This is a genomic window from Pediococcus claussenii ATCC BAA-344 (assembly GCF_000237995.1).
Taxonomy (GTDB): domain Bacteria; phylum Bacillota; class Bacilli; order Lactobacillales; family Lactobacillaceae; genus Pediococcus; species Pediococcus claussenii.
Genome location: NC_016605.1, coordinates 603,932 through 620,152, shown reverse-complemented (window position 1 = coordinate 620,152; position 16,221 = coordinate 603,932). Strand labels below are relative to the sequence as shown.

The window sequence follows — 16,221 nt, the reverse complement described above, 5'->3', positions numbered from 1 at the left end:
GAGAAAAAAAACAAGCCTAAAAAGGTAGCTCCTAAGAAAAAGCATCCACTGGAAACAATTATCGGGCTTTTCTTCTTTATTATCGTGCTCTCTAATCTCATATATCTTATTTCGAGTATGTTGCTCAAATAATAAATTAGTATAACACGAGCTGTTTTATGCTTTATACACCTCGCTAATTGTTGACACCATGATGGACCTAATTATATAACAAAACCTAAGTAAGTGCGGTAATAATTTAACTTATCTAAGCTGATCCAACAGCGAAAAATAGTTCAATACGCTGAATTTTTTTCTGCTTACAGAACTACACCAAGATATAATATCGTTTTATTTTTAAATAATTGTTTAACTATCCTCTTATGTTTAAAAACCGTGCAAACCATCTCCAAAAGCACAAGTAAGTTGTACTTAATATCCCCGCCAAATCAAGATCAAACTGTTCTTAGGCGCCCCTATATAGAAAAATGCCGTAATCTGCACATCCGTACAATAATAGTCCTATACAAAAAAACGTTCATCAATTATAGCTTCAAAAAAAGGTTTTAATCATTTTATGATTAAAACCTTAATTGTTATTTATCTTCTAGAACTTATTACACAACTATTTTATATACAACGAGGTACGATTAATTAATAATATTTATTGAAATTACTTTAAAGTTGCTAGCAATGTTGATCCAACAATAATTAGGACCGATCCGAGAATTACATACTGCATTTCACGATGCGTTTTGTGCTCCCCTAATAGCCAAATACTACCAAATGTTGAGATAACAATACCGGCTTGAGCTAGAGAATAACTAATTGCTAGTCCAACCTCCGGAATCGCCATGAACATGAAAATATTTCCAATTCCCCAAATTAAGCCAGTAATAATATTCATAAACGTTGGACGTTTTAGAATCTGAGACTGTTCCTTTGAAGCAAGGACAAACAAGAAAGCACCAATCAACATACCAATCGCCTGTGGAAAAATAATAGCTTTAGCGTCAACATTGGCAAAACGCACTACCAAAGTATACCCAATGTAACCAAAAGTTGAAATTGCTAATGCTCTAATTCCTGCTGACATATTCTCATTTTTATTCTGAGCAGCTGTATCGGTCTTATCTCTCAATGATGTAAATACCGCACCAATGATCAAAGCAATTACAGCAATTGTTCCAACAACGATCATATGACCGGATGTCCACTCATGCCAAATCAAAACTCCCGCTAAGGCGTTCCCAGCTAACTGAAGTCCAGTTGAGATTGGCACAGTCTTTGAGACCCCAATATGTTTCATAGAAGTGAATTGGTTAAACTGACCAACGGCCCAAAACAATCCTGAAATCAAACCTGCAATCCAAATCTTACCATCCAGAGTTGGGTGATAAATTACTAATGTGACAAGAGCAAATACAACCGCACCCATTGTCATCCCCATTGTTTGTTGAGGCGCACTTCCTCCTAATCGACCACTAACAAGGCCGATACTCCCCCACATAATTGCGGGTACTAAGGCAATTAAAATACTCATAATCAATTCTCCTACTATAAATATACGTTTATTATTCTAGTCTCTCTTACAGACAAAAAGTAATTTTAACAGTTATGGTAGGGCTTTTACAACCCTAATTCATTAAATAAGAATTGATATATGCTATTAACCGTTTAAAATTCGCCCTATTATTCATTAATTAAGCGCTTTTAAAATAATTGGTCTATATCTTTTTCAAATTTTCTGTAAAAAACATATTAATGTGTGTTAGAATGGACATGTTGCGGAAAACCAATACTATTTGTATTGCAATATATTTTTGGGAGGAACCAGAATTATGACATTAATTAATGGTACAGAGACTTTTGCTGCTGCTCGCAAGGGTCATTACGCTGTTGGTGCTTTTAACACTAACAATCTTGAATGGACACGTGCTATCTTGGCTGCAGGTCAAGAAACAAACACACCAGTATTGATCCAATCATCAATGGGTGCTGCTAAGTACATGGGCGGCTACAAAGTTGTTAAGACCTTAGTTGAAAACGAAATCGAATCAATGAACATCACAGTTCCAGTTATCATGCATTTAGACCATGGTAACTACGAAGCAGCTAAAGAAGCAATCGCTGCTGGATACAATTCAGTTATGTTTGATGGTCATGATCTTCCATTCGACGAAAACCTTGAAAAGACTAAAGAAGTTGTTGCTTTAGCTCATGCAAAGGGAATTTCAGTTGAAGCAGAAGTTGGTTCAATTGGTGGAGAAGAAGACGGTATTATCGGTGAAGGTGAATTAGCTGACGTTGAAGAAGCTAAGACACTTGCTGCTACTGGCGTTGATTACCTTGCTGTTGGTATTGGTAACATCCATGGTGTTTACCCAGCTAACTGGAAAGGTTTGAACTTCGATCGTCTCCAAGAAATTGCTGACGTTGTTAAGACACCTCTTGTACTTCACGGTGGTTCTGGTATTCCTAAGGAACAAATCGTTAAGGCTATTTCAATGGGTATTTCAAAAGTTAACGTTAATACTGAACAACAAATTGCTTGGGCAAAAGCTGTTCGTGCATACTTCGAAGCCGACAAGGACAAAGAAGACAAGGGATTTGACCCTCGTAAAGTTCTTGCACCAGGTACAGAAGCTATCAAGAACACTGTTAAGGAACGTATCGAATGGTTCGGTACACCTTCACTATAATCTTAATTGCTTATCAATTTGAAAAGAGTAATGACTTCGGTCGTTACTCTTTTTTTGTTTGGAAATATTGGTTCTTCGTTAACTGTTGTTGGAGAATCTAAATATTTTACATTGACTGTTATGTTAGCTTTCTATTTCTTTATTTGTTTCTGAAGAAGCAGTTCTAAATATTGCGTAGAACATGATGCGTACAACTCTGAGCACCTTCTTCCCCTCTCCCGCTAATAAAATTATTCCCTCCAGATCTACACTACATACCTACTTTTTAAATAGTTCCAAAAGAATTCAAGTACCAAAGAAGAAAATAAGGATACAAAAAATAGTTTCGAATATGCGTCAATGGTGAGATTGTTGTTGCAACTGAAAGTCGTTACAACAACGCCAAGCTGTGCGACTCGATGGTTTTTCGAGGCTCGGAGTTGTGCGCACCATGTTCCACGCAATATTCGAAACTATTTTTTAAACACTAATAAAACATTAGAGGAAACTTACTACACTTATATAAACTATTCAGCATCATAAGCAGCTTGGAAAATCTTAATAATATCTTCTTTAGTTCCCTTACGAGGATTAGAAAATGCATTCCCATCCTTCAGCGCATTTTCAGCCATTAATTCAAAGTCTTCTGGTTTAGCGCCAATTTCCTTGATCGAACGTGGAATACCAACATCTTCAGACATTTGCTTCATTGCCTTAATTGACAATTCTGCCGCATCACGCGTCGAAAGTCCTTCAGTATTTTCACCCATAAACGTTGCCAAATCCGCAAAACGTTGTGGATCTGCAATTAAATTAAATTTCTCAACATATGGGAGTAACAGTGCACAGCAAACCCCGTGCGGTGCGTCATATTGTCCGCCTAATTGATGTGCCATTGCGTGAACGTAGCCAAGGTTGGCATTATTAAAAGCCATACCAGCTAACATCTCCGCTTCAACCATCTTAGTACGCGCTTCTAAGTTATGACCATTAGCAACAGCTTCACGCAATGAGGTTTCAATTAATTTAATTGCTTCAATGCATTGTGAATCTGTAATTGGGTTATGATCCACCGAAACATATGGTTCAATTGCTTGTACAAAAGCATCCATTCCAGTTGCTGCAGTGAGCGACTTTGGAACGTCCAACATCAAAGTTGGATCGTTGAATGAAACTAGCGGAATATTACGCCAAGAAACTACAACAAATTTTAAATGTGTTTCCTCATTTGTAATAACTGCATGTCGTGTTAATTCGGACCCTGTTCCGGCCGTAGTATTTACAGCAATTAACGGTGGCAATGGATTATCAAGTGTTTCAATTCCGGCTAATTTAGTAATATCATCACCATTTGTTAAAATAATACCAGCACCTTTTCCGGTATCGTGAGCTGATCCACCACCGATTGTAATTAAGGAATCGGCTCCGGATTCTTGATAAAGTTTTTTAACTTCCTGAATATTTCTAACCTTAGGATTTGGTTCTACCCCGTTATAAATAACAAAATCAATGCCGGCCTTTTTCAGCGAATCTGTAGCTTGCTGAACAGCACCGCCATCAAGCCCTTCCAAAAATTTATCGGTAACAATAATTGGCTTCTTCATGCCAAGTGTTTTAGCACGTTCCCCAACTTTTTTAATAACTCCAGGCCCAAAAAAGTTAACACTAGGCATTAAAAAATCATAACTACGCTCCATTACAATCTTCCCCTCTTAAATATATTTCTTTGATTCAACTAAGTATAATACTTTTTTATCGAATTTTGAAGCGCTTTCATAAAATAAGAAAATATTTGAAAATTAGTCACAATAGCAAAAAACTGCAACGCTTGTAGCTCGTTACAGTTCGTTAAATTCTAAGTTTATTCATTTTCTAGAAATTCAATTACCTTTGCTCACGCTATTTGGGCTTGTTAGGTAAGGTGATGATGAATTTGGTTCCCTTATTTAGCCTGCTTTTAACATCGATACTACCACCATGTGCCAAAACTAATTGGTGAGTTATTGCCATCCCTAATCCTGACTCACCTTTAGTTTGGATACGTGATGCATCAGCCTTGTAGTAACGTTCCCAAATGTTCTTAATTTGTTCTTCCGACATTCCAATACCGTCATCTTCAACTGTAATTATCGTATGATTATCTGCCATTGCGGTATGAACCTTAATGTGCCCATCACTAGTAAATTGAACGGCATTTTGAACAAGGTTGAAAATAATTTGAACAAGTCGATCATAATCAGCATACGCCGTCACATTCGAGTTCAAATCTTTTTCAATAACATCATTAGCCTGTTTTGCTTTAGTATCTAGTTGATTAACAATTCGACTTACAATTTCATTCACATCGACCCTTTTACGATCTAATACTACTCGATTGGTTCGAATTCGCTCATAATCCAAATTGTCATTTACAATTCTAATCAACCGCTTTGTTTCTTTTTGCATCAGTTCAAGGCTCTCATCCTTACTATCCTCAGGCAATGCTCCATATTGAATTCCCTCTAAAATCCCATTAATCGTCGTCAACGGCGTTCTCATTTCATGAGCGGCATCTGCCATAAACTCTCGCCGCCGGATCTCCTGACGTTTAACTTCATCATCATATTCTTTAAGCGAGTTAGTCATCCGATTAAAGTCATTACTCAAATCACCAATTTCATCCGTCCCCTGAATAGGAATTTCAACATCAAAATCACCATCCGCAACTCTGTGAGCAGCAGATTGAATTTGCTTGATTCGATTAGAAATATACCTTGCAATAAGAAACGAAGTAATCAATGCAACAATTGACGAAAGTGCAAATGCAATATACAAGTTTTTTCGTATTTCTTGAATATCAGATTTGATATTAGCAACCGGGGAACCAACCGAAACAACACAAATCAATTTGTGTTGTTTATTAAAATAGGGTTTCAATATATCAGTCATCGAAATCTCGTCGCCGGCCTCATCCGCTCTTATATCGGATTTACTTGTAATGATTTTTCCTTTTTTTAAACGCTCCCACTGGGCCTTAACAATGTGAGGCGCAACATTTTGTTGAGGATATGCAATTGTATTGTTAGGTCCAATAATTGTAAAGTGCACTTGTTGCTGCTGCAATAGTTTTTCATTACTTTGCAACTCAGAAATTTTAAAATTTTGAATATTTCCAGTGGCAGAATCCAATACTGTAGTCTGCTGGTAAAGACTATTTGCATAGCCCTCTAGCTGACTCCACTTATTGCGATAAACCATACTACTGGAGAAATTTATAAAAATGACACCCAACACAATCAAGGTTGATACAATAACAACCATAAATCCGATCATTTCTTGATAAATAAGCTTCATGGTCTAGCTCTCATTTGCCTTACTATCATCAAATTTATAGCCGACTCCCCAAACTGTTTGCACAATCTGAGGTCCAACAGCTTCAATTTTTTGACGTAATTTTTTAATATGTGCATCAACAGTTCGTTCATCTCCATAATATTCGTAATCCCAAACCATTTGTAACAGTTGCTCACGTGAAAATACTTGTCGTGGCTTCTGTGCTATAACTTTCAATAAATCAAATTCCTTTGGTGTCAAATCTGGAATTAGTTTATCATTCAAATATGCCTCGCGTGTTGAAGAACTCAAACGAAAATGATCAGTTCTTACATCATATTTATTGCCTTCAACGGTCTCATCGTTCATAGACTTTTGTCCCATTTGAACACGACGATGTAAGGCTTTAATACGAGCAATTAATGTAATTGGACTAAAAGGCTTTGTCACATAATCATCGGCCCCCATTTCTAATCCGAGAACTTGGTCACTTTCAGAGTCACGCGCCGTCAGCATTATAATCGGAACCGTTTGTGAAATACGTCTTAATTCAGCACTAACTTCCATCCCATCTTTACCAGGAAGATTCAAATCCAAAGTAACAATATCCCATCCGTCGGGATCCTCCTTGAAAATGTCCACCCCCGAATTCCCATCGTAGGCAAAAGTTGCAGCCCATTTTTCTTTTTTAAAAAACATTGCCATCATATCTGACACTGATTTATTATCTTCGATCATTAATATTTTCATAGTATCCCTCCGTGCTTCCCCCAATATTAATTATATAGCATTTACCTCTAATTTACTTTATAAAATAGTTTTCACTAATAATATTGGCAGATTTTTATTGGGATCAACTAATCAATGAGCACCAAACGATCCACATCGCAATTTTTTTATTTTAAAATGCTTTTTAAGAGACAAAAAAAGCCTCGGATTAACCGAGACTTTTTAGAATTAAGCTAAGAGATTATTCACCCCAAGCAGCCATACCTTGAGCATTGTATACTTGAGCAGCCATATTTACTTGTTCAGCAGCTGACATACCAGAATGTTCACCATGACCTAATAATTGGAAGTAACCATATGCACCTGATGATGAGTTAGCAATATTAGCGTTACCACCAGATTCACGCATGATAATACGTTGCCATGTAGCAGCAGATGTACCAGTCTTAGCAGCCATTGCAGCAGCTACAGATGATACTGAACCGCCAACGTTACTTGTTGAAGCGTTACTTGTTGAAGCTGAAGTGTTTGTTGTAGCTGCCTTTGGTGCAGGAGCAGCGTTTGTTGTTGTATTTGTTGAAGTTGCTGAGCTACTTGTAGCATTGCTTTGAGTAGCAGTAGCGTTTGTTGTTGTACCTTCAGCATTAGCATTCTTGCTTACTTCTGGAAGTGACTTAACTTCTGATGAAGTAGCTTGCTTGATGCTTCCGTTATCGGTTACAACTAATTTTTGACCTACGTAAATTACATTAACATCTTTAATTTTGTTAGCTGTGGCAAGACCTTGATAACCGTCTAAGCCAAACTTTGCACTGATAGCTGAAAGTGTATCACCTGACTTAACAGTGTAAATTTCGTCCGCATTGGCATTACCTGTGTTAGCGATAAGTGCAGCACCCATTGTAGCAGTTGAAAGTAATGCGATAGAAAGTTTTGAAAATTTACTCTTAATTGTCATATTTAAAAATATCTCCTTTTTTTGTAAAAACAATATCTTATATTTCTTAACAGGGATAAACTTTACACCCCGCATGTTACAGAGATATTTTGGATTCTCCAAAAAAAGCGAATTTTGTGTAAAAATGTGTAATATTTTGTAATAAACTCCTCCTAAAGTAGTGCTACACTGGGAATTTATTTTTTTAGCATTTTTTTTAAATTGAAATATTTAAATTTAAAAATGACCTATTTTGCCTCTTGAAGCTGCAATCTGGCGTTGAAAAAACGCCGATATGCAATATAACTTGCACTTACTGAGGCCAAAGATGTTGCAGATAATAACATGAAAACTACCATAATTTGGTATTTAATCGCATATACTGGATCGACTCCAGCAAAAATCAATCCCGTCATCATCCCAGGTAGACTTACAATCCCATATGTTTTTGATGCATCAATTGTTGGTTGCATCCCAGTTTTTACACACTCCCTAACAATTGAGATAGCTGAATCATGTGCACTTGCACCTAAGGCAAGTCTCTCAAGCACTTGCTGCCTCTGATCTCTAAAAAGGGTCAGCATATTTCTGTAACATAATCCAACAGCCACCATCGAATTGCTTGCAATCATCCCAGAAATCGGAATCATTTGAGATGGAATGAACTTGATTGCTCCGGAAAGAACCAACCCACTTAAAGTGACAGAGGTACTCAGTAGTATTGCCCAGAACGATGACCAAAAAATCTTAGGAATTCCGCTTCCACGCTTAGTTGCGTTATAGGCAGCATTGAAAATAATCACTAATATCATTGCAATAGTAAGAAAAGTATTATTGACGCTAAATATATATTTAAGTACAAACCCTACAATTGTTAACTGAACACATGCTCTTATTACACCAATAATCATGTCTTTATTAATACCAAGTTTTTGATGCCATCCAATTATCAGTGCAATAACCACTAACATCCCTGCAAAAATCAAACTAATATTGTTAACATTTACCGCATTATTCATGTTTGTCACCCGCTTTATCAGTAATTTTTTTTAATTCAAAAATTTTAGAAGCACCCTTAATCTCTCCTTCATCATGTGTTATTTGCACAATTGTTCCATTATTATGATGAAAAGATTCAATTAAATTATGAACAATTTCTTTATTTTCCGCATCTAATCCTGTTGTTACTTCATCTAATAAAATAATATCAGGTCTAATCATCAAGTTTCTGATGAGAGCAATACGCTGTTTTTCCCCACCTGAAAGCTCATTCACAGTATTTTCAAGATAAGACTTTGGCAAGTTTACAAGTTCCAGTAATTCTTCCATTCGTGCTACATCAACATCTTGCTTTCTAATTTGAAAAGGAAATTCAAGATTATCGCGAACTGTCTTGCCAAATAGTGTTGGTTGTTGAAAACAATACGAAACGCTTCTTCGATAATCTGTCGGAGGAAAAGTTTTTATATCTTGACTCTTAAACATAATTTCACCAGCCGTTGGAGAAATCATTTGTGCCATCAACATCAAAATAGTTGTTTTACCTGCTCCTGACGGGCCAACCAAGGTCCAATGCTCCCCTTCTTTAATATTCATATTTATATTATTAAGTATTTGTTTATTGTGGATCTGGTATCCAACCTTTTTTAATTCTAAGATCGTATTCATGTTAATCTCTCCATTTATTATTTCTTGTTTAGATCAATTGTAAACTATTCAATATTCAAATAAAAACTATTTGACCTTGTTAAAAATATATATTGAAGTCTATTTTTCGTAAAATTTTATTTTGTAATCACCATTTCAAAGGCAGGTTGATCACAAACACGAACTAATATTTTTGACAATGAGCAGGGCCCATATATTGGAATCACTAGCGGTTCAGTTTAAAAATTGGATTTAATTTTCCGATTAAAGAACAACCTACTCCGTAATTCCTGTAATAAGTGGATTCTATGGCAACTTAATACATAAATCATCTGGCATTAGCAATCAAAAACTATCTATAGTATATGCGCATGTACTTAGCTCAATTTAGTTCCGACCGAATTGCATTAAAATGAACTTTTAAAACCCCACTATTACTAATTCTGGATTTGGTCAACTACAACATGTCATTTGTATCGGGACTGAGATATAAGAAATTAAATGCAGAAACTGAACGATAAAATTGCCTATAGGAATAGATAACCTAAGTTTTATGTAAAAAACATCTGTTGTTTACTAGTTAGTAATACTTATCATGCCCCGTCCTTACTTAGTAAAATGTCGCCTTTACTTGTGCTTATCTAATATGTACAAACCGCAACACTTATTTACTTGATTAGCATTTGTTCTGGTTTATAAATAAATTGTCATATTCACTGTGAATCTAAATAATTAAACTAAAGTAGTTGCTATTAGTTTTCTTTGTGATTTAATTAACTTGGTCACCAATTAATGACATAAAAAATGGAGGAATTAATATGGAAAATTTTACTTACAAAAACTCTACTGAAATTCGCTTTGGTACTGACCGAATCGATAATGAAATTCACGATGCGGTAGCTCAATTTGGAGATAAAGTCCTCTTAGTATACGGCGGTCAATCAATTAAAAAATCCGGTCTATATGATCGCGTTATTGACCAACTCGCTGACCTTCAAATTACCGAATTATCAGGGATTGAGCCCAATCCCAAGATTAACTCTATTCGAGAGGGCCAAAAACTTGCAAAAGAAAACGATATTGATGTAATTCTTGCAGTTGGTGGTGGATCCGTTATTGATGCTAGTAAGGTAATTGCTTCTGCTAAATTCTATGACTCAGATCCTTGGGACTTAGTAGTTCAGGCTAACGGAGCCGACCGAATGAAGCTAGATCAAGTACCTCTCGTAGATATCTTAACGTTATCAGCCACTGGTACAGAAATGAATTTTGGTTCTGTAATTTCTAATCCGGAAACTCATCAAAAGCTTGGAACTTCAGGTCCTAACTCACCTGCTATTTCATTTTTAGATCCTACACTGACGTACACTGTTTCAAAATGGCAAACGGCAGCTGGTTCTATGGATATTATGAGTCATTTAATCGAACAATACTTTAACCATACAACAACAAATGATGCATCAAGCGGTATGATCGAAGGTTTAATGCGCTCGGTTATTAAATGGGCTCCAGTTGCTCTCAAAGAGCCTGAAAACTATGATGCTCGTGCTAACCTTATGTGGACTGCTACTATGGCGTTAAATGGCATCGTTCGATCAGGTAATGAAGGTGGCTGGACCGTTCACGGTCTTGAACATGAGCTTTCTGCTTATTACGACATTACACATGGCGTTGGTCTCGGAATTTTAACTCCACGTTGGATGGACTGGGTAATCGCGACTGAACCAAAAACTGTTGCACGCTTCGCACAGTTTGGTCGCCAAGTATGGAACATTCAGGGAAAGGACGACACCGAGGTTGCACAAGCAGCAATTAAGACTACTTACGATTGGATTAGTTCACTTGGATTCCCGATGACCCTTCCTGGCGTAGACATTAAAGACGAAACAAACTTTGAAGCAATGGCCGAAGGTGCCATTAAAAGCAGTGCACTTGATAAAGTCGCTTACGTTCCAGTTCATAAAGAAGACGCAATTTCAATTTACCGCGCATCAATGTAATTAACACAAATATACAAAAAAGGCTGAGAATTAATTATCTCAGCCTTTTTTTGTGGAAAATTATAAGTGCAACCATGTTCCAATTGCATAAAGTAACGTGTACAAAATAAAGAACAGTGAATTACTTTTGATGAATGGTAAGTAAGTTGTTTTTTTGTCTGGATTTGTAAAGAAAGGATGTGAACCCTTCCGAATGGGGAAAAACGATAGACAACTTAAAATCACAACCAATGGAGAAAGTCCCAATAAAATATTAATAATTGGCCAAACAATTCCAATTGCGATTAAAACTTTAATCAACTGAAAAGAATGTTTCTTACCAATAAAGTAAGGTAAGGTATGACGATCGTTTTTTATATCTTCATCCAAATCAACGGTATTATTTGCTAATTGCAAACTATAAAAAATTAATGTTTGCGGTAATGCTATCAGAAATGTTTTCCCAATGACACCAAGTGTGAACGGAACAACACCGTGAATACTAATAAAAACACATGTTAATTGAATAAAAAACGAAATGGATAACGCAACAATTAACTCGGCAAATGGTGTTGCATTAATCGGCTTGGATCCCGCTGTATAAAATATTCCAATCAAATAGCCAATCAATCCAAAGACTATTAGAGTTGGACCTACCCGCCATAACAATAACGCTCCAGGAATAACCGAAATTACAAATAATACAATTGTTAAATTACGTACACCTGCAATTGGCAACTTCAACCTTCCCAATGGGTTAACAGTTTGTTTAAATTCCTCATCATTTGCGTGTAAATAATCAAAATAATTATCCGCAACATTTACAGCAAGATCGAAAATAAAAACGCATATAAGACATAATAATACATTCCAAAAATCGTATGTCTTATATAAAAATTGTGATGTTGCAGCACCTAAAATGAACCATAAAACATTCAAAGGTGCAGTATAAATTTCAGTCAGTTCAACAAAAACTGGCCATTTTAACCACTTTGAAACCATTGTATCTCTTCCCTTTTATGTATATTGTGCCGTTGTAATAACTCACAGCTTCTCTTTGATTGTATACAGGGTTGAAACGCTTAGCAAGAAAAATATTATTTAGTTAGTTTGAATAGCAACATAGCATCCTTCAAAATCGTAATTTTTTGATTTAACTATTAAGTGGTTACATCCTATTTTTTAAATCAGTGCTGATTACGATTAAATAATCTTAACGACGATAAAAATAAAGGCCGCGTAATTCGTGAAGAAGCAATATTAATTGCCCCATTCAATAACGGAATCAGTCTAGTCCAACGCTTCACTATTTTTTCATCATCAAAATTCATTATTTGTGTCCCATTTTCCAAGCCAGTGATAGTTTCCATATCATCGCCAGAGAGTTCAAAATCAAAAACATTCAAATTTTGTTGCATGCGAACTGGACTAGTCGATTTTGATAAAACAATAATATTTAGTTGAAGTAATCAGTGGTTTGATAGTCACGATATCCATTTTTATCTCGTGAAACAGTTGGAATAATACCAATTTTTTCATAATATCTCAAAGTATCAATTGAAATATTAAGGAGTTTAGAAACTTCACTGCTTTTCATATTCAAAGTTCCTTTCTATACAATTAATAATTGCTTTGGTTGTTCAATTCAAACGCTTATTGCCATATTAAATTGGGTGATTTGGACATACTATTTTGGTGGTCAAACGTCTCGAACAATTATTTGCCAATTTTCTAAAAAACACTTTAGGATTTTACACTGTATTACGTTAAAATATTATTATGTGCTTTGCAAACCTTTTATAACGATTTTTACATCACAAAATTCTGAAAAAAGCTCATTTTTCTTTCATTTATCCATACTTTTTTTCAATTTTTTAGTGTTTTAAAATAAATATATAAAAGTTATTACTACATAAATATCACGGGGGAACTATGGGGAAAAGAATATTGATCGGGTTTAACTGGATAACAGCTGTCTTGTTGCTATCAGTTATGTTACTAGCCAGTTTAATGCCAGCTAGTTTTTTTGACACAGAAGACTGGGCAAAACCAATCGCAGTCATAATTTTTACAATTGGATTATTAATAATAATAAACGGTATACATAAAATAACCACAATAGGACATCAATCCATATATAAATATTTACTATATATTATTGGGGTATTAATCATTGGAGCTCAATTATGGACATCGTTTCATTTTGTTGCAGTTGCTAGGGCCGATGTTTCATTTGTACGTAACCAAGCCATTGCGTTAGCTACAGGAAGTCACAGTTGGCCAAGCTACTTTAGAATCTATCCAAATAATGTTAATTCGGCTTTATTTGAGGCAATGATCCTAAAAACCACTTTAAAATTAGGTATTCCCAATCCATGGGTTTTATTAAATATTCTAAGATTTATCTGGATCGATACCGGATTGGTGTCCGGACTTTTCATTTTAAAACAATGGAGGCGTTGGCGTCCGGGTGCTCTATTTCTTATGTTAACCTGGCTGTTTAGTATACCAATATACGCTTACGGACTTTTTGATTACAACGACCCACTTATAATGCCAATAGGCTTAAACTTGGTAGCTTTAGCCTATCTATTTATTAAAAGGCAGGGTTCTGTCCGTTGGTTAGCTGGCCTTGGAACTTGGGTATTACTTGGCTTTTCCATCGTGATGAAAAGTAACATGATAACATTTTTTATTGCTGTCGTAATGGCCTTAATTGGAGCTATTTGTATCAAAAGAATTAACTGGAAATTAGCTTTAAAATGGTTATTGGGCTGTATCATAATGTTATTACTATGCTTTAAGTTGACATCCATTGGGGCCACAAATAGAGGGTATTCTCCTAACATCAATGAAGCAACACCCGTCACAAGTTGGATCGCCATGAGTCTTAATCCCCAAAAACAAGGTCAATATGCCGGCGTTGATTTTGACGCCGTTCGACGACTCAAAACGCAGGCTCAAAAAAAAGAATTTACCAAGACATTGATCAAAAACCGTGTCACTGACATGGGACCATTCGGTTTAGCCTTCCATTTCTCTAAAAAACTTGGTGTATTTTTAAGTCATGGTGATTTTGATGCCATTAACTTAATTCCCCAATGGATTAAAGCGCCCAATTGGTACTTAAACCAACAACAAAGTTATAAGTTCTGGCTACTTTTACTCGCTCAGTGCTGGTACATAGCCCTGTTAGTCGGCTGTGTTTGGCAACTTTTCAAGCAAAAAAAGCACTTGATTTCGACGTCTCTGTTCAGTCTAATGGTACTTGGTTTAACTACTTTTCACGTTTTTATATGGGAAGTTGAGCCACGTTATTCACTTCCCCTGCTACCAATACTAATGGTACTTGGCTGTGCAGGATGGACAAACATGGCAAAGCTTCATTTGCGTAACGCTAAAAAACGCCTAGTTCTTAGTAGTTTGATAATATTTGGTATGTTTATAAGTGGCATGTATATTCTTCAAACAAATTCGCAAACTATAATTGGATCCAAACTAATCGCACAGCAAGGAGATGGACAATACTTTTCTCCCCAAAGTATAACCATAAAACCTAATAGTACCTATAAATTTATAGTTCCATTGCCTGAACTGGAGACTAATAAACTAGTTTTAAATTCAAGATCAAAGGAACCAGTTACGATTACCGTTAAATCTAATGGATTTGTACTTAACAAAATTAAAAATAAAGCTAATCTGATTAAAAACATCCACTATCAAAATACGCGTGTAAAGGCTCTCGATGTAACTATCAAAAACAATAGTAAACATCCGGTTAAATATGCGAGCGGTTCAGCTAATTATTCTCTAAAGACAGGGAAAATACTCCCTCGTAGAGAGCCAATTATCTGTTGGTATGTTTATAATATTTTTCATCGAACCGCCTATTTTTCAAATCAGGCAATGTCCTTTACACTGACTTCAACGTCTACAGTGGTCCGTAATTTATCCTTGTTTTTATTGATAATTCTGTTGTTCATTTGGTGGGACCCAGCACCACGCAGAACGAAATCACGATTAACTAACACAATTGAGTTATAACCACCAATTAGATTAGTTAGTTGAAAAAAACACGAATCATATTTGTAGTGTTTAATGCTCAGTTAAAATAAATTTTTTAACTGAGTAAATCATCCTTTATACTGGTTAGAATTATTAAAAACAGGCACTTGCTGGTTACCTGCTAATATATGTCAAAAAAAGCAACCTTCTCTTATTCGGAGATTGGTTGCTTTTTTGGTAGCAATAACGAATCATAACGTGGCTCAAGACAGGGCTAACTACAAATATGGTTATCGAATTACAGGCCATTTTAGCTATTCAATAAGAATAAAAAATCCCGTCATATCAACGTTTTAACGCTGTATACAACGGGATAAATTATTAAAAATGGAGTCGGCGGGGTTTGTATTTTACACCCTACAACCGCTGTTACGTAGGCATTGGCGAACCTATAAATCACTTTGACTAAGTTTTTGACTAAGTCACTTAACTTTCAATTCTTTTTCAGTTTTATTTTTAACCATCTTACAGGGCAATAATTAGACCACTGGCATAACCGTTAGTGGTTTTTATGTACAAAAAAAGTGTTGTCAACGACCCCGACAACACCCAACGACACAACTACGTACTAAATACCCCTATTTAGCACTATGGAGGCAATTCCTCCGAAACACATCTACAATTATGGTACAACAATTTGTAGCATTATACAATCTATATTAATTGTTAAATTTACCTGTATAATATAAAACAGTAACATGATACCTTTACCCCAAAGGAATGGTTACTGAAAGGAGGTAACTCCTCCATGAAACACATCAAACGTTTTTTTGAAGTGATAGCTTTGCCAGTGTGCATTAACCTATTGTCTTCATTAGTATGGTATACCTTACTGACTTTACTTAGCAAGTAATCATACACAAAACACTTAAAAAGGAGACCCAGCAAGCGG

13 protein-coding genes are annotated in these 16,221 nt (G+C 35.7%); 3 read left to right on the top strand and 10 right to left on the bottom strand.

Annotation, left to right across the window (positions count from 1 at the left end; translation table 11 throughout):
- Positions 1-652: 652 nt before the first annotated feature.
- Complete coding sequence (locus tag PECL_RS02935; protein ID WP_014215109.1) at positions 653-1,522, bottom strand: GRP family sugar transporter; 870 nt, start codon at positions 1,520-1,522, stop codon at positions 653-655.
- A gap of 298 nt (positions 1,523-1,820) precedes the next feature.
- Between PECL_RS02935 and fba the strand changes: the two genes are divergently transcribed.
- Complete coding sequence (gene fba / locus PECL_RS02930) at positions 1,821-2,681, top strand: class II fructose-1,6-bisphosphate aldolase (RefSeq protein ID WP_014215108.1); 861 nt, start codon at positions 1,821-1,823, stop codon at positions 2,679-2,681.
- Positions 2,682-3,187: 506 nt separating this feature from the next.
- Here the strand turns inward: fba and PECL_RS02925 are convergent.
- The 6 genes from PECL_RS02925 to PECL_RS02900 all read right to left on the bottom strand — a co-directional run bounded on the left by PECL_RS02925 (position 3,188) and on the right by PECL_RS02900 (position 9,306).
- A complete protein-coding gene (locus PECL_RS02925; protein WP_014215106.1) occupies positions 3,188-4,357 on the bottom strand; it encodes an iron-containing alcohol dehydrogenase in 1,170 nt (389 codons plus the stop codon).
- A gap of 202 nt (positions 4,358-4,559) precedes the next feature.
- The gene (locus PECL_RS02920; protein WP_014215105.1) at positions 4,560-5,993 is read right to left on the bottom strand and encodes a sensor histidine kinase; all 1,434 of its coding nucleotides are present in this window, start codon (positions 5,991-5,993) and stop codon (positions 4,560-4,562) included.
- 3 nt (positions 5,994-5,996) lie between these two features.
- Entirely contained in the window at positions 5,997-6,722 is a 726-nt protein-coding gene (locus tag PECL_RS02915; RefSeq protein ID WP_014215104.1) for a response regulator transcription factor, read from the bottom strand.
- Between the two features lie 220 nt (positions 6,723-6,942).
- Complete coding sequence (locus PECL_RS02910) at positions 6,943-7,659, bottom strand: LysM peptidoglycan-binding domain-containing protein (RefSeq protein WP_014215103.1); 717 nt, start codon at positions 7,657-7,659, stop codon at positions 6,943-6,945.
- Between the two features lie 227 nt (positions 7,660-7,886).
- Entirely contained in the window at positions 7,887-8,657 is a 771-nt protein-coding gene (locus PECL_RS02905) for an ABC transporter permease (RefSeq protein WP_014215102.1), read from the bottom strand.
- Complete coding sequence (locus PECL_RS02900; protein WP_014215101.1) at positions 8,650-9,306, bottom strand: ABC transporter ATP-binding protein; 657 nt, start codon at positions 9,304-9,306, stop codon at positions 8,650-8,652. The genes PECL_RS02905 and PECL_RS02900 overlap by 8 nt, the downstream gene beginning before the upstream one ends.
- A 797-nt stretch (positions 9,307-10,103) precedes the next feature.
- Between PECL_RS02900 and PECL_RS02895 the strand changes: the two genes are divergently transcribed.
- On the top strand, positions 10,104-11,285 hold the full coding sequence (locus PECL_RS02895; RefSeq protein WP_014215100.1) for an iron-containing alcohol dehydrogenase: 1,182 nt from the start codon (positions 10,104-10,106) through the stop codon (positions 11,283-11,285).
- Positions 11,286-11,345: 60 nt separating this feature from the next.
- On the opposite strand, the gene PECL_RS02890 is transcribed toward PECL_RS02895, so the two are convergent.
- The 3 genes from PECL_RS02890 to PECL_RS09825 all read right to left on the bottom strand — a co-directional run bounded on the left by PECL_RS02890 (position 11,346) and on the right by PECL_RS09825 (position 12,861).
- Positions 11,346-12,266, bottom strand: coding sequence for a prenyltransferase (locus PECL_RS02890; RefSeq protein ID WP_014215099.1), 921 nt, complete (start codon positions 12,264-12,266; stop codon positions 11,346-11,348).
- Positions 12,267-12,451: 185 nt separating this feature from the next.
- Complete coding sequence (locus PECL_RS02885) at positions 12,452-12,682, bottom strand: hypothetical protein (protein ID WP_014215098.1); 231 nt, start codon at positions 12,680-12,682, stop codon at positions 12,452-12,454.
- A gap of 38 nt (positions 12,683-12,720) precedes the next feature.
- Positions 12,721-12,861, bottom strand: coding sequence for a MerR family DNA-binding transcriptional regulator (locus PECL_RS09825; RefSeq protein WP_081478599.1), 141 nt, complete (start codon positions 12,859-12,861; stop codon positions 12,721-12,723).
- Positions 12,862-13,196: 335 nt separating this feature from the next.
- Between PECL_RS09825 and PECL_RS02880 the strand changes: the two genes are divergently transcribed.
- A complete protein-coding gene (locus tag PECL_RS02880) occupies positions 13,197-15,308 on the top strand; it encodes a membrane protein (protein WP_014215097.1) in 2,112 nt (703 codons plus the stop codon).
- Positions 15,309-16,221 lie beyond the last annotated feature (913 nt).

What these genes read in the sequence shown, in the direction of transcription:
- PECL_RS02885 (WP_014215098.1), bottom strand. Translation starts at nt 12,682, where the DNA reads ATGCAACAAAATTTGAATGTTTTTGATTTTGAACTCTCTGGCGATGAT.
- PECL_RS09825 (WP_081478599.1), bottom strand. Translation starts at nt 12,861, where the DNA reads ATGAAAAGCAGTGAAGTTTCTAAACTCCTTAATATTTCAATTGATACT.
- PECL_RS02905 (WP_014215102.1), bottom strand. Translation starts at nt 8,657, where the DNA reads ATGAATAATGCGGTAAATGTTAACAATATTAGTTTGATTTTTGCAGGG.
- PECL_RS02910 (WP_014215103.1), bottom strand. Translation starts at nt 7,659, where the DNA reads ATGACAATTAAGAGTAAATTTTCAAAACTTTCTATCGCATTACTTTCA.
- fba (WP_014215108.1), top strand. Translation starts at nt 1,821, where the DNA reads ATGACATTAATTAATGGTACAGAGACTTTTGCTGCTGCTCGCAAGGGT.
- PECL_RS02925 (WP_014215106.1), bottom strand. Translation starts at nt 4,357, where the DNA reads ATGGAGCGTAGTTATGATTTTTTAATGCCTAGTGTTAACTTTTTTGGG.
- PECL_RS02935 (WP_014215109.1), bottom strand. Translation starts at nt 1,522, where the DNA reads ATGAGTATTTTAATTGCCTTAGTACCCGCAATTATGTGGGGGAGTATC.
- PECL_RS02895 (WP_014215100.1), top strand. Translation starts at nt 10,104, where the DNA reads ATGGAAAATTTTACTTACAAAAACTCTACTGAAATTCGCTTTGGTACT.
- PECL_RS02890 (WP_014215099.1), bottom strand. Translation starts at nt 12,266, where the DNA reads ATGGTTTCAAAGTGGTTAAAATGGCCAGTTTTTGTTGAACTGACTGAA.
- PECL_RS02920 (WP_014215105.1), bottom strand. Translation starts at nt 5,993, where the DNA reads ATGAAGCTTATTTATCAAGAAATGATCGGATTTATGGTTGTTATTGTA.
- PECL_RS02915 (WP_014215104.1), bottom strand. Translation starts at nt 6,722, where the DNA reads ATGAAAATATTAATGATCGAAGATAATAAATCAGTGTCAGATATGATG.
- PECL_RS02880 (WP_014215097.1), top strand. Translation starts at nt 13,197, where the DNA reads ATGGGGAAAAGAATATTGATCGGGTTTAACTGGATAACAGCTGTCTTG.
- PECL_RS02900 (WP_014215101.1), bottom strand. Translation starts at nt 9,306, where the DNA reads ATGAATACGATCTTAGAATTAAAAAAGGTTGGATACCAGATCCACAAT.